This window comes from Hymenobacter sp. YC55, from assembly GCF_029433095.1.
Classification (GTDB): Bacteria; Bacteroidota; Bacteroidia; order Cytophagales; family Hymenobacteraceae; genus Hymenobacter.
Genome location: NZ_JARNTX010000006.1, coordinates 172726 through 192331, shown reverse-complemented (window position 1 = coordinate 192331; position 19606 = coordinate 172726). Strand labels below are relative to the sequence as shown.

Annotated in this window: 10 protein-coding genes; 3 read left to right on the top strand and 7 right to left on the bottom strand. The window is 52.1% G+C overall.

Translation table 11 applies throughout. The annotated features are described in order from the left end of the window. Positions 1–5: 5 nt before the first annotated feature. The 7 genes from P1X16_RS26620 to P1X16_RS26590 all read right to left on the bottom strand — a co-directional run bounded on the left by P1X16_RS26620 (position 6) and on the right by P1X16_RS26590 (position 13190). Entirely contained in the window at positions 6–1874 is a 1869-nt protein-coding gene (locus P1X16_RS26620) for a RagB/SusD family nutrient uptake outer membrane protein (RefSeq protein WP_277235483.1), read from the bottom strand. 15 nt (positions 1875–1889) lie between these two features. Further along, positions 1890–5135: a TonB-dependent receptor gene (locus tag P1X16_RS26615; protein ID WP_277235481.1), complete on the bottom strand. Its 3246-nt coding sequence runs from the start codon at positions 5133–5135 to the stop codon at positions 1890–1892. A gap of 735 nt (positions 5136–5870) precedes the next feature. Further along, positions 5871–6899, bottom strand: coding sequence for a LacI family DNA-binding transcriptional regulator (locus tag P1X16_RS26610; protein WP_277235479.1), 1029 nt, complete (start codon positions 6897–6899; stop codon positions 5871–5873). Positions 6900–7245: 346 nt separating this feature from the next. Then, on the bottom strand, positions 7246–7872 hold the full coding sequence (locus tag P1X16_RS26605; RefSeq protein ID WP_277235477.1) for a gluconate 2-dehydrogenase subunit 3 family protein: 627 nt from the start codon (positions 7870–7872) through the stop codon (positions 7246–7248). Between the two features lie 20 nt (positions 7873–7892). Then, positions 7893–9635 carry a GMC family oxidoreductase gene (locus P1X16_RS26600; RefSeq protein WP_277235476.1) on the bottom strand — a complete coding sequence of 581 codons (1743 nt, stop codon included), beginning with the start codon at positions 9633–9635 and terminating at the stop codon, positions 7893–7895. Positions 9636–9809: 174 nt separating this feature from the next. Continuing rightward, positions 9810–10856 (bottom strand): LacI family DNA-binding transcriptional regulator, encoded by a 1047-nt coding sequence (locus P1X16_RS26595; protein WP_277235474.1) that lies wholly within the window; start codon positions 10854–10856, stop codon positions 9810–9812. A 45-nt stretch (positions 10857–10901) separates the two neighbouring features. Next, positions 10902–13190, bottom strand: a complete 2289-nt coding sequence (locus tag P1X16_RS26590) for a GH92 family glycosyl hydrolase (protein WP_277235472.1) — start codon at positions 13188–13190, stop codon at positions 10902–10904. 493 nt (positions 13191–13683) lie between these two features. Here P1X16_RS26590 and P1X16_RS26585 point away from each other — a divergent pair, with 493 nt between their 5' ends. The 3 genes from P1X16_RS26585 to P1X16_RS26575 all read left to right on the top strand — a co-directional run bounded on the left by P1X16_RS26585 (position 13684) and on the right by P1X16_RS26575 (position 19504). Continuing rightward, positions 13684–16836, top strand: a complete 3153-nt coding sequence (locus P1X16_RS26585) for a TonB-dependent receptor (RefSeq protein ID WP_277235470.1) — start codon at positions 13684–13686, stop codon at positions 16834–16836. A 126-nt stretch (positions 16837–16962) separates the two neighbouring features. Further along, entirely contained in the window at positions 16963–18486 is a 1524-nt protein-coding gene (locus tag P1X16_RS26580; protein WP_277235468.1) for a RagB/SusD family nutrient uptake outer membrane protein, read from the top strand. Between the two features lie 484 nt (positions 18487–18970). Further along, entirely contained in the window at positions 18971–19504 is a 534-nt protein-coding gene (locus P1X16_RS26575; protein WP_277235466.1) for a basic secretory protein-like protein, read from the top strand. The last annotated feature ends 102 nt before the right edge of the window (positions 19505–19606 follow it).

The window sequence follows — 19606 nt, the reverse complement described above, 5'->3', positions numbered from 1 at the left end:
GCAGCTTATTGGAAAGGGTTGCGAACCAGCAGCGGGTTGTTGTTGAGAACCCCCTGATCAATAAAAGTGTAGTAGTTGCCTAAGCGGAAGTTGCGCGGAGCCCGGAAGCGCGGTGCTACCAACTTCACAAACACGTACTTGCCATCCCGCGGATCTCCGGGCCGCACCACGCGGTACGGGTACAGCGCATACATCACCGCATTTGGGTTGGAGTTGCTGCCATCCCAAAGCACATGGGCACGGCGCCAGCGCTTCAAATCCCATAACCGGTGGTCTTCAAAAGCCAGCTCCACCCGACGCTCATTTTCCAGCCTCTGCCGGCTTAAGGTGGTCAGGCTATTGGCCGGGAAACCAGCCCGCTCCCGCACTTGGTTTACATACGTCAGTGCCTCTGCCGTTTGCCCGAGCTCAAAGGCGGCTTCGGAAGCGTTGAGCAGCACTTCTCCCAAGCGGAACCGCACCCACCACGTGTCACTCAGCACCCCGCGGGTACTGGCTTTCGGAGTGGAATCTATGTACTTCCGCATGTAGAAGCCGGTGTTCGAAACTTCGGTTTGCGAGCGTTGCGGGCCCGAACTACCAGTCAGCAGCTTGCCATCGGTGTAGTTGGAGGCCAATCCACCTTCCACCGTTTCATAGGTGTTGCTGGTCGCATTCCACACCAGTACGCCCGCCTGAATCTGCACTTGTTGGCCAGCGAAAGAACTACCCGGATAAATAACGGTGCCGTACAGGCGAGCGTCTTTATTGGCGAAAGGGCCGCTCAAATTGTCGTAGTAGATGTAATCGGTGTTGGCCGCGTTACGGGTTCTTATTTCCCCCGAAGTACCATCTAAGTACTCGTAGCTTTCCACCAAGTTCAGGGTCGGCGTGACGTTCGACGACGACAAGTTATCTTCCCGGATGCCACGCGCAATATTGTCGTAAGTAAAGCCGTGCCGCCGGTCCCGCGCAACCAGAAAGTCTTTAGCCAAAATCACTTCGGGGTTGGATGCTTTCCGAGTGATGGCATCGTAGAAGTTCTCTCCGCGGTCTGGGTTGGTCCGGTACAAGGAATAAGGGCCCGCAATTACTTCTTTGGCCGCGTCTAAGGCCTTCCGGTAGTATTCGTTGGCCCGGCTAGCCGGAATGCCTACTTCCCCGCCAGCAGTTTGAATATTCAAACCCGACAGCGCGTTGTACTTGGCAATAGAGCCCGCGTAGAGCATGGCCCGCGACTTGAGCGCCATAGCGGCGTACTTGTTGGCGCGGGTGTTGCTGCGGGGGCTGCTGGCGGAACTACCGTCGTTGCCGAGGTCGTTCTTGATGGCATCCAGCTCGCTCGCTACAAAGTCGTACACTGCGGCCTCCGTATTGCGTGGGCTTTGTAGCGGCGTGGGGTTGCCGCTGTAGTCGTAGATCAGCTGCTGCGTCACGATGGGCACTCCCCCATGACGCTTCACTAGCTCGAAGTACACGAAAGCCCGCAGAAAGCGAAACTCGGCCTTGAACTGGTTTTTTTGCGCCTCTGGCAGCGTGGTGCTGAATTTGTCGATGTTCTCGAGGGCCAGATTAATGTCCCGGATCAAGCCGTAGTCCCAGTTTCCCCAACGGTTGAAGCTGTAGTCATTCAGGTTGTTGGAGCCGTCGCCGTTGCCCGACCAAATGGCTTCGTCGTAGGCAGCAAAGTCGGGCCAGCCGTCGTCAATCTGCGTATGGAAAGGCAGCCGGTCGTAGTTATTAGCCAGTAGGCTGGTAATAAGGTTAGCGTCGTTCCAGATTTGTTCATCCAGTACGATGTTAGGAGCCTCCCGTTCCAGGAAGTCCTTCTCGCACGCCGAAAGGCTTAGGACTAGCCCGGCACTCAGAGCTAGGGTTTTATAGGAAAATCTCATATTGCTGTGGGAATATTAGAAGCCGATAGAAAAGCCGGCGTTGTAGAGGCGTTGCTGCGGGTAAACCAGTCCCCCGTTGTTGACAATTTCTGGGTCCAGATCAAACTCCTTCATGTTGTCGAAAGAGTACAGGTTGGTTCCGTTGACGTACACCCGCATGGAGCCAATGCCAAACCGATCCAGGAAGGGTTTCGGAATGTTGTAGCCTAGCTCCAGGTTGCGCACGCGCAGGTAGCGCACGTTGGTAATCCAGAAGTCACTGCGGCGGTTGTAGTTCGGGTGCCCTCCATCGTCGCGCCGGATTGCCGGGTATTTGCCCGAAATCCACGGACTATCGTTGTTGAATGGGTCCTCCCGGTGCCAGCGGTCCTCGAAGATGTAGTCTGGCGACGTGCCGTTGTTCTGAAACGGAATTTTCTGCTCTACCTCCCGGCGATAGGTCTGTAAGCCGGCGCCAACTAAGTCAAACTTGAGGGTGAAGCCCTTGTAGTCGAAAGTGGAGTTGACGGCATAGGTAAGGTAAGGCGTTGCGCCCTCAGCGTAACCGATCGGCCGCTCGTCGAGGTAGTTGATGGCCCCGTCGCCGTTTACGTCCTTGTATTTATGGTCGCCGGGCAGCTGGTTACGATTGCCTTGCCCATCGTTGTTGATGGGGTAGTTTTCGATTTCCTCTTGCGACTGAAAGACGCCAACCACCTGGTAGCCCCAGTTGATATAGGCCCAGCGGTCTGAAATAGCATTGCGATACTCTTCCCACGAGTTACCGAACCGGGGCTTGTACTGCGACAGGTCACGGTTACGAGCCAGCGTGGCATGAAGACCCACGGAATATCCTAACTCACCGGCCTTGCCCGAATAGGTCACCAGCCCTTCCATACCCCGTACGGCGTCGGAGTTAAGGTTTTCTTGTGGCAATGGATACCCTACTTCACTAGGCAGCAGCACATCGTAGCGTGGGGCAAGCAGGCCTTTGCGCCGACGCTCAAACACATCAAATTGACCAGTTATCTTGCCTTCTAAGAAGCCAAAATCTACACCTATGTTAGATGACTGGTTGGTTATCCAAGACAGCGTGGTAATCGGCGGGTTGCGCGGATCAACGCCGATAACGTAGCTACCATTGAAGATCGAGCTACGAGCCGGAAACTGGTAGCCACCTATGTAGCTGTAAGGGGCAACTAAATAGTCTTGGTTGTCTGGGTTATCTAAGTCATCTGCGCCGGTACGCCCGTAGCTACCACGCAGCTTCAGTTCGCTCAGCACATTACCAATGCTCTCTTTGATGAATGGCTCTTCACTGATACGCCAGCCCACCGAGGCGCCGGGGAAAAAACCGTAGCGGCTATCCTCCCGGAACAACCATGAGCCATCGTAGCGCCCAAGCACCTCCAGCAGGTATTTCTGTTTATAGTTATAATTTACCCGACCAATATAGCCTGCTCGGGCTCGTTCGCTTATCCTATCGTCCAGATTACGGGCGTTGGCAAACAGGAGCAACGGGATGGTATTGTTAGGCGGCACAGTGTTGAGGCCATATTCCCGGTCATCAGTATCGTAGCGCTCATACGCGGCTACGGCCGACACGCCATGGTCGCCAAATGTCTTGTTGTAGTTGAGTTGCAACTGCCCGTAGCGGTCAATAATGTTTCGGGTACGCCGTTCCCGATAGGGGTTCTGGTTGCCGAAAGCAGGGCTGGTTTCGTAGACGTCGGTGACGGGGTTATAGCGGTAAGCGTTGTAGGTGTACTCGAAGCCGTTCGCGAGACGGTTGGTATAGTTGTAAGAGCCAATAGCCTTGGCGCTTAATCCGAAATCGAAGTTGTACTCTGCTGTAAAGTTGCCTTTAGCAGCACGATAATAGTCTGTATAATAACCCGTTATTGCCTCCGTATAGGTAGCAGGGTTTACATTGACGTTGTGCGTCTGGTTGATGTAGTTGGGATTGTCGTTGGCATACGGCCGCTCGGTGGGCCACATGCTAAATACGCTCAACAGGGGGTTGAAGTAATCGTCGCCGCCTGGTACGCCGAGCGTAAAACGGTCTTCGATGCGCCCCGAGATTTGCGTACCGATTTTCAGTCGTTGCGTTATGTTAGCCTCTACGTTGGCCTGAAGGTTGGTGCGACTGAATTTAAAATCCTTGATAATTGCCTCTTGTCCAAAGTGACTGCCCGATACGTAGAATCGGACGTTGTCGGAGCCACCAGATATACTGCCATTCACGTAGTAGCGCGGCACATCAGGACGAAACACAAATTTGTAGTAATCGAAGCTCTCATAACCGGGTGCACCTGTCCGCCACTTTTCCAGCACATCAGGCGTAATGTTCTCACCTTTTACCGGCTCGTTCACTGGCGTTCTACCTTGGTTCTGACCAGCCTCGGCTAGCGCCCGCACGTGCTGGTACGCATTAGCCGGGTGCGGAAAGCGCGTGAAGTTTTGCAGGCCGTAGTAGCCGGATACATTGATGACCGGCTTGCCTTTTTCGCCCCGCTTGGTTGTTACCAGCACTACCCCGTTGGCAGCCCGGAGCCCGTAAATAGCGGCAGAAGCATCTTTGAGAATCGAAATGTTCTCGATGTCATTGATACCTAAGTTGTTGAACTGACCCGCATCGGATACCACCCCGTCAATAACATAGAGCGGGTCGCCTAGGTTACGGATTTGAATGCTGGCACTCCCGCCTGGCCGGGCATCAGCTTGCCGGGCCGAAACGCCTGGTATGCGGCCCACAAGGGCCTCAGAAGTAGAGCCAGCAGGTGTGCGGGTGATGGCCGCGGAATTGGTGCTACTGATAGCCCCCGTTACGGTAGCGCGCGACTGGGTGCCGTAGCCTACTACTACTACTTCCTCCAGCGCTTGGTCGTCGGAGAGCAGCTTCACGGAAAGCTTAGCAGCGGAGTTGGCCGCAACTTCCTGCGGTTTGTAGCCAATGAATGAGAAGGCTAGCACAGCACCTTGGTCAGGTACAGTAATGCTAAAGTTACCTTGCGCATCGGTTTGCGTGCCGTTAGTGGTGCCTTTCACTACCACGTTAACGCCTGGCAGACCTTCGCCTTTCGTGTCGGTCACGGTGCCCGTCACGGTGATGTCGACCACTTTGCTATTAGCAGTAATAGCCGCTACATCCCGATTGGGCACTGTATAGTTGCTCTCATCAGAAGAGCCAAAGGCAGCTCCCACTGAAGCACACAGAGCAAGCGGTGTAAGCGAGACCCGCGTGAGGTGACGGACCTTCCTAATTGGTACTCGGTTTTTCATAAGCGTGTGGGTGTTGATAATAGAAATGGAACTATAAGCGAAAGCACAGCAAGCTTAGCTACCTGAATCAGCTACTTTGCTAAAACGTATTAGCAAAAAGTCAATATTATATTTGCCTGCTAATACGTTTTAGCAAGTGCTGAACAACTCCGTTATTACACATCATTTAGTACAGGTAATACCTGCTTGCTGTGCTAAAATGAAACGGCCCGAAATAGAGTGGATGAGTTAGTAGCCGATAAGTATGCAAACCTTTGTCTTAAAACCAAATAAAAACTTTAGAAACTCTTATTTACTGGCCTAAGGTAGATCAGTGATTATATATATAAGCAGTCAATAACTACTATTAACTAAACGACACTACAAACATTTAATATTGCAATTTACCATTGCGCATACCTTTATACTCAAGGTTAAATCAATATTTATTATAACTATTCTTATTCAATAATTGATTTAACTGTTTCCTTAGTGAGATCTTATAACGGTAAAACTTACACTCAATGGCTTGAGCAGTGCATTGTAAAATGGGTTAACTTTTTTTACACAAAGGTTTGCATAGTGTGGACACATAAGAGAATTGTTAGGGTAGCAACACATGCATATGATTTCACAACTTGTCAACATCAGATCTTAGGTTCGTCTTATCCGCTGTATGTATAAGAATTATAAAAATTATATATAAAACAAGAGTTTGTTGATGCAGCTGTTTGTCACTGTTAGCCTTTGACGTACCTAAGAAGCGCTACGTGCAGTCGAATTGCGAATAACCAAATCAGGTTGTAGCACTATGCGCCGAGGAGAAAAGTTGTCGTCCTTTTCTCTTAAAATTTGAAGGAAAAGCTCAACGGCCGACTGGCCCATCTGCTCACAACGCTGATCCACGGAAGTAATCATGGGCTCGGTGAGGGCGGTGAAGGTTTCGTTGCTGAAGCCTGATATAGCAATTTCCTGTGGCACCTGGATGTGCCTGCTTTTCAGCAACTGGAGGGCTCCTACTGCCGAAAAATCACTAGCTGAAAAGACGGCATCAGGAGGAACAGGCAAATCCAGAAGCTGCTTCATGCCTTCGATACCATCGTCCAACGTCATGTCGTTGATAACTGTATAAGCTGGCTCAATAGGAAGATTAGCTTCGCGGAGCGCATCTTCGTAACCTAAGCGCCGGTACTTATAGATGTTGAGATGCTGCGGTCCGCCGAAATGCGCAATGCGCCGATACCCTTGCTGAAGCAGGTGCTTGGTGGAAAGGTAGCCCCCTTCCCGGTCGTCGAGTACGACGGCGTTTACTTGCTTTCCTTCTAGAATACGGTCGAAAAATACCAGTGGGATGCCCTGTTTGAGCACCTTATCGAAGTGCGCAGAGTCGCGGGTGGTGCGGGCCAAAGAAACCAAAATGCCATCTACTTGCGCATTTATCAGCGTGTCGACGTTGGTGCTCTCGTGGGCCACGTCTTCGTTTGATTGGCAAATCAGTACGTTGAACCCGGCCTTGCTAGCCACGGCCTCTATCCCTTTCACTACCATCGTGAAAAAGTGCCCGTCAATATGGGGTACTATAATACCTAGCAGGTTGCTGCGCCCTTTGCGCAAGGCGGCCGCCATATAGTTTGGCTGGTAGTTCTGCGCTTTGGCCAGCTTTATGACGCGCTTTTTGGTTGCGTCGCTGATGCCAGGATGGTCACTTAAGGCTCGGGAGACAGTTGAAATAGAAAGGCTTAACTGCTCCGCAATGTCGGTTATTGAAATGCGTTTTTTGCTCAATGGATTACAGTTGAAGCAGTTCCTGCTCAATTTAAAGTACACAAATGTCCGTACCTGGCAGGAATTTACTTGGTCCCAGGCCAGCTTCTATTTACAAAAAGAACGGTATAAGCAGTCAAATCAGACAGTTTGTAACTGCATAAGCAGCTTTCAGTTAAGCGCTATTACTTACGCTGTAGTATGCACATCTTCTCGTAGGCACAGCAGCAAAACCAACCCGGGCACTGCGTGCTCGGGTTGGTTGGTAACTAACTCTGCTTTAAATACCTACGCCGAATTATACTAAGAGGCAGGTTGGCTAACGCCAATAGAGTAAGTAACTATTGGCAGACGCCCAGTGGCACACCTACGCCATTCCGTATTGCTTGAGCACGTCTTCCGGCACTCCTTCCCACCGGTTGGGCTTGTTGCCGACATACCCTATATCCGCAATTCCCATTTTGCTGGTGAAGAATCCGCTTGCTGTCAAATCACGCATACGGTTGAAGAAAGTCACTCCTTGCTTCATTTCGCGCTTGGCTTTGAGCGGATACGCTATTTCACTGACCATTTCGATTTGCTGCTGCGGGGTACAGTCCACAAACGCGTGCTGGTAACGGTTCGAGCACTGCACATCCAGCCAGCGCAAACCGCCGCGCAACGGTACTTGGTGCTCGGGAATATCCTTTGCAATAAACTCTATAAACTCGGGCACTTTGGCTTCGGAGGCACTGCCCGATTTCTCGTCTTTGGGAATAATAATATCAGTCAATACGGTAATCGTGGCCATTTCGTGCGGAGTAAAGAACGTTTCCGCATGTAATTTTTTGTCCCGCTCTATCTCAAACGCCTGCTTACCGGCTGTATCGGCAGCGGGGGCAGGGGCGGCGGCTTTCTCAGTGGTCTTACTGACATCGGTTTTGCAAGCATCGAGCAACAACCCCGTCGAGAGGGCAGTTAAGCCTATGGCTTTCAGCGAATCACGTCTTTTCATTGGAAGTTGGGTATAGGGCTTTACACAGATAGTTTTTTCCGCTGCTCCAATATGTACTCACTCGTGCGCATGGACAGCGCCAAAATGGTCCATGTGGCATTTTTGTCGCCTTGTTGCACGAATGGAGCTGCATCCACCACGAACAGGTTTTTGCAGTCGTGCGCCTGGCACCATTTGTTGAGGGCCGATTTTTTCGGGTCGTCGCCCATCCGTACCGTACCCACTTCGTGGATGATTTTTCCGGGCGCCTCTAGGCCATAGTTCGTTTCGGGACCTGGAATTTTCGACGTGATGATGGCACCCATTTCATGCATGATAGACTGGAAAGTTTCCTGCATGTGCTTGGCCTGCTTAATTTCGGCGTCGGTCCAGTTGTAATGGAATTTGAGCACGGGGATGCCGTATTTATCCACCACGTCGTGGTCGATTTCGCAGTAATTGTCGGCGCGGGCAATGGCAGTGCCCCGGCCAGCCATTCCGACTTGCGAGCCATAGAAGCGGCGGTAGTCGTCTTTCAATGATGCTCCGAAGCCCCCGGCTTCTTTCATTTTGCCGTCGCGGCCGGGCACCAGCCCGTTGATGTTTTGGATGTTGTTGGCGAAGCCGTAGGAAGGCATGCGCATGCCGCCGCCATATTCGATGTGGTAGCCGCGGGGGAAATCCAGCTTTTTGTTGTCCAGCCACCAAGGCGTGTAGATATGGACGCTACCTACCCCGTCTTCGTTGTAGCGTTTTCGGTCCATCAGCTGTGGTAAAAAGCCGCTGAGGCTAGCTCCCGTGGAGTCGTGTAGGTATTTCCCTACTACCCCGCTGCTGTTGGCTAGTCCGTTTGGGTGGTTGCTGGAAACAGAGTTGAGCAATAGCCTAGCCGACTCTGCGGCACTGGCACCCAGGATAACCATCTTGCCCAGGACCTGATATTCTTGCAAGTCGTTCTTATCTACGTAAGACACGCCGGTGGCTAGTCCGTTGGGCCCGGTCAGCACCTCGCGCACCATGGCATTGGTGAGGACTTTCAAGTTGCCGGTTTTCACGGCGGGAATCACCAAGCACGAGGAAGCCGAAAAGTCTCCGTACACCTTGCAACCGCGGCCGCACTGTCCGCAGTAAAAACAGGCACCCCGGTCTTTGTTGTTGGGCAAGCTTTCGGTCAGTACCGAACCACGGCCGGGTATCACTTTTACCCCTGCTTTTTCGGCCCCACGCTTAATGAACAGCTCGTTGAGGCGCGGCTTGGGCGGCGCCATGAAAATACCATCGGGTTCGTCTTCTAGGCCTTCAACGGTGCCATATATGCCAATAAGGCGGTCAACCTTGTCGTAGAAGGGTTTCACTTCCTCGTAGGTGATGGGCCAGTCGTCGGTGAGGCCGTCGATGTGGTGGCTCTTGAAATCTTTGGGACCCATGCGCAACGAGATGCGCCCCCAGTGGTTGGTGCGGCCACCTAGCATGCGCGCCCGAAACCAGTTGAATTCAGTTTTGTCTTTGGTGGTATAGGGCTCTCCTTCCAATTCCCACCCGCCATAAGCGGCGTCGAAATCCCCGAAGGGCCTGGTGGTAGAAGCCCCCCGGCGCGGCGACTCGTATGGGAATTTCAGTTGCTGGGCATCAATAGCGGGGTCGAAATACGATCCGGCTTCCAACATCAATACTTTTAAGCCGGCGTGCGCTAACACGTAGCCGGCCATCCCGCCTCCTGCGCCTGAACCAACAATGATGGCATCGTAGACGGTGCCCGATTTCTTGATCTGAAACGTGCTCATAGGTTAATGAAACTAATATGGGTAGGGAGTTAAAAAACAGGTTAGCCTGGAAGGCGTAATTTTCTATGAGCAAATGCTTACACAAGGGATGTTCCTGCTCCTTTCTTGGGCATGTTTAGCCCAAGTCAGGTTGCAGAGGTACCACTCCCGATAAAGCAATTCCGGTTACTCTCTCTATTTCAAATTGGCGCGAGTAGATTCGGAGGGGCGAATGGAAGACTGCCGAATCAGCAACTTGGGAGTTAGCTGCAGCAGCACCATTCCGTTGGTTGGTTTGGCGCCCTTTAGTGCCGTTAGCAGCACCTTTATAATTTCCTCCGCCATTACTTCTAGCGGCTGGGCTACTACCGTAATAGGTGGAGAATAGAGCCGAAATAAGGCGTTGTCATCGAAGGAAATAACGGCAATACGGTTTGGAACCGACCACCCCAAGCGGTTTAGTGCCTCTAAACCATACAAGCCCAGGTAATTGGTTGTAAACAATACCGCTTCGCAGTGCGGATGGGCCTGAAAGAAAGACTCCATCTGCCCGACTATTTGCGCAGGCTCTTGATCCAACTCAATTTCGCTCACCAATTCAGGCAGGTTGTGCTCCCGCAGGGCTTGTGCATACCCCTGCCGGCGGGTTATCATCTGCGTCTGCCCGTGCATAATCGTAATCAGGGCAATAGACTTATAACCTTGCGCCAGCAGATGCTGAGCAGCTTCGTACATGCCTGTTGCCCCATCCACTACTACCGCATTGGCCGGCACCCCCGAAAGCACTCGGTCGAACATAACCAGGGGTTTGCCGCTCCGCACGAGGGCACTCACTTCGCTTTCAAGACCTTCGGGCAAGGCCAGAACGTAGCCATCCACATGCCGCTCCTCAAACATCGTGAGGATGTCCTTGGTCATGGCCGTATCCCTGTTGGTGCTACAATAGATAATGTGGTAGCCGTTTTCGAGGGCCTTTCGCTCGATTAGCCTAGCAACCGTGGCAAAAAATGGATTGGCAATGTCTTCCACAACCAAGCCCAAAACGTGCGTTTTACCTGAGCGCAGACTTTTGGCCAGTTGATTGGGCTTGTAGCCTACTTCGTTCACGTAATTCAACACCCGTTCGGCTAGCACATCACTGATGCGCTTCTCTTTCGCTCTGCCGTTCAGCACCAGCGATACGGTCGCAATGGACACGTCTAAGTGTTTGGCAATGTCGTGAATTAGTATTCGCTTTTTCAACTCCAATCTTTTTTGCAGTGGGCAGACTCGTGTCTTCCAGTTCCCTTAGTTATATGTCTCGCGGGGCCGGTTAGCAATGTTAGCACCAAACGCGCGGTTTGGCTGTGGCCCCATAGTCAATTGCAGGGTGCCCCCGGCTACAATGTCTTTGTGTAGCAAGTAACTGTTCGGATAGGATTTACCGTTGAGGGTGGCCGACTGAATATAAGGGTTTTGCGGGCCATTGTTTTTAACGTCCACGATAAATGTTTTTCCCTTGCCCACCTGGATAGTTGCCTTATCGACGATAGGGCTGCCTAACACATAGGCCCCACTGCTTGGAGAAACGGGGTAGAACCCCATCGCCGACAAGATGTACCAGGCCGACATTTGCCCACAGTCTTCGTTGCCGCTGATGCCATCGGGCTTGTCCAGGTACATTTCCCGCAATACTTGCCGCACTTTTTCGGCGGTTTTCCATTGCTGGCCGGCATATGGGTACAAGTACACTGTGGCGTGGCTCGGCTCGTTGCCGTGCGCATACATCCCAATCAGACCCGAAATATCCGGCGAAGCGCTTTCGCCCAAGCTACCTTGCACGAGGAAGAGGCTGTCGAGTTTCTGCGTGAAAGCGGCCTCGCTGCCGAACAACTTGATTAAGCCGGGTACATCGTGGGGCACCAGCCAAGTGTATTGCCAGGCATTGCCTTCGGTGTAGTTGTTTTGGCGGTGAATAGATTGGATAGGGTCGAAGGGCAACTGAAACTTGCCGTCGGTGGTAAGGCCGCGCATAAAGCGGGTGCGCGGGTCGAAGTACTTCTGGTAGTATTTGGCGCGGGCGCTATACGTTTTATAGTCGTCCATCTTGCCGAGCTTCTTGGCTACTTGCGCGATACTCCAATCATCAATGGCGTATTCCAGCGCCTTCGCCACCGACTCGCTCTCCTTATCGGCGGGAATGAAGCCCATCGACGTGAGGTATTTAACTCCCTGGTCGTCGCGGGTGCTGGAAGCTATCATAGCGGCTAGCACCTGGTTGCCGTCGAGGCCGGGCGTGCCTTTCAGGTAGGCTTCGGCAAGGGCTGGCACAGCGCTGTAGCCCACCATGGTATTGGTTTCGCTGCCCATCAGGTGCCAGATGGGCAGTTTGCCTTGCTGCTTATGAATAGCCAGCATGGACTGCATCATGTCGTTGACGCGTTCCGGCTGCACCAATGTAAACAGGGAGTGCTCGGTACGGTAGGTGTCCCAGAGCGAAAACGTGGTATAGTTAACGAACGGCGCTTTGGGGTATACCTGCCTATCGGTGCCGCGGTAGTCACCATTGGCATCGTTGAAGAGCGCGGGCGCAAATAGCGCATGGTACATAGACGTATAGAAAATGCGCTGGGCCGTTGGGTCCTTGGTTTCAATCGTCACTTTGCTTAGCTCTTTGTTCCACTGCGCATCAGCAGCCTGCTGCACTTTGGCGAAATCCCACCCAGGTATTTCCGCTTGGATGTTAGCAAGCGCATTTTCCGTGCTCACCGGTGAAATACCCACTTTCATTTGCAATGTGCCGGGCGTTTTAGAGAAGCTGAATACCCCCTTTATGGCCACGCCCTTGCCCGACTTGCCCGTGAGTTGCTGCGCCTCATTGTAGACGGCGAATTGCGGCACCGGTGCCGAAGTCTTAATGGCAAAATATACTCGCTGATCTTTAGCCCAGCCCTTAGAGAAACGGTAGCCAACAAACGTTTGCGGATCAACCTGTTCTATATAGCTGTCGGTAGCTTTATCATCAATGCCTTCTTTTAGATCAACAATGACGTGGGCTTCCTGGCTATTTGCCGGAAACGTATAGCGGTGGAAGCCTACCCGTGCGCTGCTGGTTAGCTCGGCCCGAATGTTATAATCGTCCAGTGTGACGGCATAGTACCCCGGACGGGCGGTTTCACGCGCATGCGAGAAACGCGATAAGTAGCCTTGGTGCGGGACTTTCTGCTGGCCTTTGTCGGTTTTGATAGGGCCAGTGTAAGGCATTATCAGTACGTCGCCCAGGTCGGATGCACCGGTGCCACTCAAGTGCGTATGCGAAAAGCCAGTGATTAAGCTGTCGGAGTAATGATAGCCAGAGCACCAGTCCCAGCCTTTAAAGATATTCTGTGGCCCAACCTGCACGGCTCCGAAAGGCACATTGGCCCCCAGAAAGACGTGTCCGTGGCCACCCGTGCCAATCATAGGATCAACGTGGGTAGTGAGCTTACCATTTTGCGCTTCGACTAGCGCTGAACAACCGAGCAGGAGCCAACAAGTAAGCAACCAGTGGCGCGAGCGGCCGAGTATCTGTTTGGTACGAGGAAGAACTATACGCATGCCAGTACTTTAGAAAGATAAAAGAGGGGAACAGCTGCAAAAAATAGGATTAACCCTATAAACACTTGGGCTTTGAAGCGCGGCAAGCATCCGAACGAGCTGAGCAAATATGCTAAAAGGCTTTAGCATATTTTGGTAGATCGAAATAAAACCTAGATATTTTCGCCATAATCACCTCAATGAACCATCTGACTAGGTTTTTCCAAGCTAGATGGGTACCGCTCTGAATAGCTGCTAACCACACCTTTAGCAACTATCCTGTTCTGCGCCTTACACCAATACTGCGTGGCAATTCCCTGCCTCATTGGTTTCTTACCGGTTTGCCTTCACGTTTCCTTGCTTTCTCATTCTGATTTCAACGATTCATGCCAAAACGTTTAGGCCTTTAATTGCAAACGATTTCTGTGGGCTTTTTCGCGGTTTCAACTTGCAGTTAAAGTTCTCCTCTTTTTACCCTTTGCCCTCTCACCTTTCTTTTCACCAACTCCTTCACATGCGAAACTCTTTATCTGTTAGGAACTTACGCAGCATTCCGCTACTTGCCTTTGGCACGATGGCTGTGCTACCGCTGACGCCGGCTTCTGCAAATAGTGATATTTCAACTTTTCGGCGCGTTGCGGTAACTATCCAAGGATCGGTAACCGACGACAAAGGCAGCCCCCTACCGGGTACAACGGTGGTGGTGAAGGGGTCTACTGGCCTCGGCACTAGCACTGATGCGGAAGGCAAATTCTCGCTTACTGTGCCTACTGGCAATGAAACCTTAGTCGTTTCGGCCATTGGCTATGTAGCTCAGGAACTACCAATTGGTGGTCGCACAACACTGACAGTGAAGCTGGTTACCGACACCAAAGCCTTGGACGAGGTGGTGGTAGTTGGTTACGGTACCCAACGGCGCTCCGATGTGACTGGAGCTGTTGGAAGCGTGAGCAGCAAGGAGTTGGTGGAGCGGCCTGTGGTAAACGTGGCACAAGGCCTACAAGGCCGGGTTGCGGGTGTCGATGTGTCGCTGAATTCGGGGCAGCCAGGCAGCAGCCCTACTATACGAGTGCGGGGTTATGGCTCTATTAACGCCGGCAACAACCCATTGTACGTCGTAGACGGCGTATTCTGGGACGCCGGCATTACTTCGCTGAACCCAAACGACATTGCCAGTATTGAAGTCCTGAAAGATGCTTCGGCCACCGCTATCTATGGCGCGCAAGGCTCCAATGGCGTTATTCTCATCACCACGAAGCGGGGGAAGAAAGGCACCCAAATAAGCTACGACGCCTTCGTGAGCGTAAGCCAGATTGCTCGTAAGCTGGATGTGTTGAACTCTCGGGAGTTCCTGGCTGCCGAGGATCTGGCCTACCAGAATATCCAAAAGTTTGATCCAACCGGGTGGGCCGCCGGCCGCTACACCAACCGCGACCCCAATATCAAACGGCGTGCGTTGACTCCCAGCAACAGTACCCGCCCGCTGTTCGACGAGGACCTAAACCCTCTCTATGACACCGACTGGCAAGATGCGACCACCCAGACGGGGGTCACCCAAAGCCATAACTTATCCTTTTCGGGTGGCGCCGACCAGCTCACTTATGGGCTGTTTCTGAACTATACCAACGCTCAGGGCACCATCCTCAATACCTTCCAGAAGCGCTACAATGCCCGTTTGGTTGTTGACAACCAAATCAAGAAATGGGTGAAAGTTGGGGCGACCATTAACTACAGTAATATCAACGAGCGCATCGGCAACGACTTCGTGGGAGGCAACAATATCCCGCGCATGATGATTGAGATGATCCCCATCATGCCTGTCAAGTACCCCGACGGCACCTACGCCAGCCGCCAGCAATACCCCGATATGGAAAGCGGCGACAACCCAGTGGCCATTGCTCAAGAGGACGAGGAACTACGCCGCCGACAGGTGTTTTCGGGCAACAGCTACTTGGATTTTACCATTACGCCGAATTTAAGCTTCCGCAGCGTGCTGGGGGCTACCATTCAGACCTGGAACGACCCTTCTTATGCTACCACGCTGATTCAATTGCGCGGGGCACAGGGCTATGCCAGCATAAACGATTACAATGCTACCAGCCTGCAATGGCAGAACTATGCTACCTATAATAAGCAGTTCGGCGAAGACCATTCTCTGAACGTTGTGGCGGGCGTCGATACCCGTCGCTTCCGAAGCCTATCGAATGGCAGTAGTACCACGTTGCTAGTTGATAATGCATTCAGCTTTTACAACCTCGGTACAGGTTCGGTACCGAGCCCTCCTGGCTCTGACTACCAGGCCGATCAGTTCTTTTCCGTCTTCGGGCGGGTAAACTACGGCTACAAGAACCGCTACCTGCTGACTCTAACCACGCGCCGCGACGGCTCTTCCCGCTTTGGGGTAAGCACGAAGAATGCTATTTTCCCATCTGCAGCCTTAGCTTGGCGTATTTCGGAAGAAGGATTTCTGCGCGAGAACAGCTTGTTTTCAGACCTAAAGCTGCGCTTTGGCTATGGCCGCACCGGCAACAGTGGCCCTGACTTCGGCAACTACGTGTCGCAGACTTTCCTAGGCACTAACGGCTATGTTTTTGGTGGCAACCGCACTAACGGTATTACCCTCGGCTCTCTTGGCAATCCACAGTTAAAGTGGGAAACGGCCGACCAGTTTGACCTGGGCCTGAACGTAGGCATATTGGAAAATCGCATCACGTTTGAAGGCGACCTCTACCAGCGCACCACCAAGGACCTCTTGCTTCAGGCTCCGGTGCCACGTAGTAGCGGTTATGGCAGCTACCCAACCAACATTGGCAGCGTGCGCAACCGGGGCTTAGAATTGGCTTTGAACACAGTAAACGTGCAGGGCACTGATTTCACTTGGAACACGACGTTCAACATCTCCTTCCTGCAAAACCGCATTCTGGCCTTGGGCGCGGCCAACGACGACATTTTCCCTGGCCCAAACTTTCTCAACCAAACCAACGTGCTGCGGGTCGGCTCCACGGTGGGTGCACTGTTCGGCTTGGAGCGCCTGGGTACTTGGGGAACAGATGAGGCCGATGAGGCCCGGCGCTACGGTAGCCTACCCGGCAACCTAAAGTGGCGCGACCAGAACGACGACGGGCGGATCAACGACCAAGACCGGGTGATTATAGGTAAGAATATTCCTACTGGCTTCGGCTCATTTATCAACAACTTCCGCTACCGGGGCTTCGATCTGCTGCTGGATTTACAGTTCACCTACGGCAATGACGTGATGAACTTAACTGAGCACTCGGGCCTGGACCGCACCGGGCAGGCTAACGCGTACTCCAAAGCTCTTTACGACGCCTGGACGCCCGAGAATCAGAACACCAGCATCGCCCAAGTGCGGCCCTCCTACTTAGCCTACGACTCGCGCATCGATTCTTACAAGGTGAAAGACGCTTCCTTCCTTCGGGGGCGCAACGCAGTCTTGGGGTACAACTTTTCCGATAACGTGAACAAGAAGCTAGGCTTGACCCGCCTGCGAGCCTATGTGTCGGCCCAGAACTTTTTCCTGATCACCGACTACTTCGGCTACGATCCCGAAACGAGGACGTTCAACGATGCTTTTGCACAGGGTATTCAGTTCTTCGACTATCCCAAAGCCCGCACGTTCACGGCTGGTTTGAACGTGTCATTTTAAACTGATTTTTAGCTGTTGAGGATCGGTTGACTTCCCTGCTTTGATTGCTCGCGCAATTTCAAGACGCAGACAAACAGGGAACCCCAACACCTACCATTCAACAAACAGTTTTTCAACGTCTTTTCTATGTTTTCGACTATACAACGCTTTTCTCGAACTGCAGCCCTGAGCGCAGGACTGCTACTGGTTGCGACCAGTTGCGATGATTTTCTGGAGGTAGACAGCCGCTCCCGCATTCGGCCTGACGACTACTACAGCTCAGTTGGTCAAGCCCAAGCGGCCGTCGACGGCCTTTATAATAACCTGCGCATCGTGCAAAACGGTACGGGCTACGGTGAGGCCATCTGGGTGACACTGGAACTGATGACTATGCACGCCACCTCGCTAGGTCAAAGCTTCAACAACAACCAGATTATCAACCAGAGCATCGACCCGGCCAACCCCTTCTTCTCTAGTGTCTGGAACAGTGCCTACAACGGCATTGGAGCAGCCAATTTGGCCATTACGCGCATCCCGGCCATTAATATGCCTGATAGTCAGAAGCAGGCATTGCTTGGTCAGGCATATTTTATCCGGGCCTACCTATACAATCTGTTAGTACGGCTTTACGGCGACGTGCCTCTGCTAACGGAACCCATTTCTGGCCCCGGTCCAAATCTTTACCCGACCCGTAACTCTGCGGCCGACGTGTACGCATTGATTATAAGTGACCTACAAACGGCAGAGGCGGCAGGCTTGCCGGTAGTAGACCGCACCGGGCGTATCTCGCAGTCGGCCGTGAAGGCTCTGCTGGCTGATGTGTACCTGACCACAGCGGGCTACCCCATGCAGAAAAGAGAGAACTACCAGAAAGCTGCTGATAAGGCCGCTGAAGTAATCGACGCCGGCAACTATCCGTTGTTCACCGATTACCTATCGCTTCACAGCAACGCCACCAAAAACCAGGGCGAATTAATTCTACAGGCGCAGTACGCTAACGGCATTGCTACCAACGCCATCAGTCCGCTGGTAGTCCCTTATTTCGCGGGCGTTTCGGCTTACAATGACGAGTTTGGGGCCTTGATTCCGACGGAGGAATTTTATAATTCCTACGAGCCGGGCGACCTACGGGCCCAAGAAAAACAGTTTTATTTCTCTGGAGCTCAGGGGTTTGACAGAACATCTAATAGTGCAAAGCCAAACAATGTTCAATTCAATCGGCACGCGCTTTATAAGTACTTTCACCTGGAAAGTGCCTTGAACCGCAACTTCTCGTGCGATGAGAACTGGACGCTGATCCGGATGCCAGAGGTAATGTTGATTTACGCCGAAGCCATCAACGAAGCTAGTGCTGCCACACCCAAGGCTTATGCCCAGATCAATGCCATCCGCAGCCGAGCTAAGCTACCTGCACTCAGCGGTTTAAGTAAAGATGCCTTCCGCGAAGCGGTGTGGAAGGAGCGTTACCACGAACTAGCCTACGAAAACAAGGCGTACTTCGACATTCAGCGTACCCGCAAAACTTACGACGTGGTCAACAACCGCTTCGTGGACGTGGTAGGTTTCAAGGGCGAAGTAGGCCCCGCGTTCCAAGAGAAATACCTGCTGTGGGGTATTCCATCGGCGGAAATCAACAATAACAAGCAGCTGACCCAGAACCCTGGGTGGTAGGCAACTGAGCGTCATGGTCGGGTGGGAAGCGTGTGCAAGCGGGAGTTCTGGGAATTTCTGCCGTTTGCTGGCTCCACTCGGCCTGACGCTCTTTTTTTGCTTGAAACTCATACCTGCTGAAAATTGCCTCAGCGCTTAGTTCAAGATTTGCATGCCGTGAACTTCAATCAAGAGCAGGTGTAAAGGGGACTTCTGTACGCGGCTACAGAAACTGCACGACAGATTGCAGCTCAATTATCCAGAATAAGAGATTTTCATTTTCTAAATTAATTAAGCAGCAAAGCGCACACGCATGGCAAACAAGACCTTGCTATTTCTCCTGGTTGCAACTTTAATAGGCATACTGAAATCGGAAATAACCCAGGCTACTTCTTTCGAAAAAATGGAGCGAGCCTATTATGCCAAAGACTCTATTACGAAGGGTGGTTATACCCTTCTATTTATTTCAAAAGATTCCGCATTTTCTGCCGTTACCAAGCAGAAAATGATAGACGCTTTTTTTACAGTTTATCCCAAGCAAGCAAAACGGTTTAATAGCAAAACGCTCAAAAAAGTCACGTTCATTATCGACCCTGACTATGTAGGGGTGGCGGCAACCGGCAACGGCGTGGCCCGGTACAGCCCCAAGTGGATGAGAGAGCACCCGGAAGACATTGATGTGGTAACGCACGAGGTGATGCACGTTGTGCAGGCGTATCCCGGTGGCTCCCCTGGCTGGCTTACCGAAGGCATTGCCGATTACGTCCGGTACGTATATGGCGTAAATAACATAAAGGCTCAGTGGGCTTTACCGGAATATAAAGCTGGTCAGAGCTACACCAACAGCTACCGAATTACAGCCCGTTTCTTGGTCTGGCTCGAGAAAAACGTGCGCAAATCCATTGTAAACGAAATGGACGATGCTGCCCGTACGCGCACTTATTCAGCTGATTTGTGGAAGCAAAAAACCGGTAAAACGCTCGACGAACTCTGGCTTAGCTACACCCAAAATCCAGCTCTCGAACTTGCGTACCATTAATTGAAAATACAGTCTTGACTCAACTGGCATTTTCCGAAATATCCATTTCGGTTATTTAGCTTTCAGTTAATTCCACTAATTTTTTCAGTGCTGTAAGGTGTA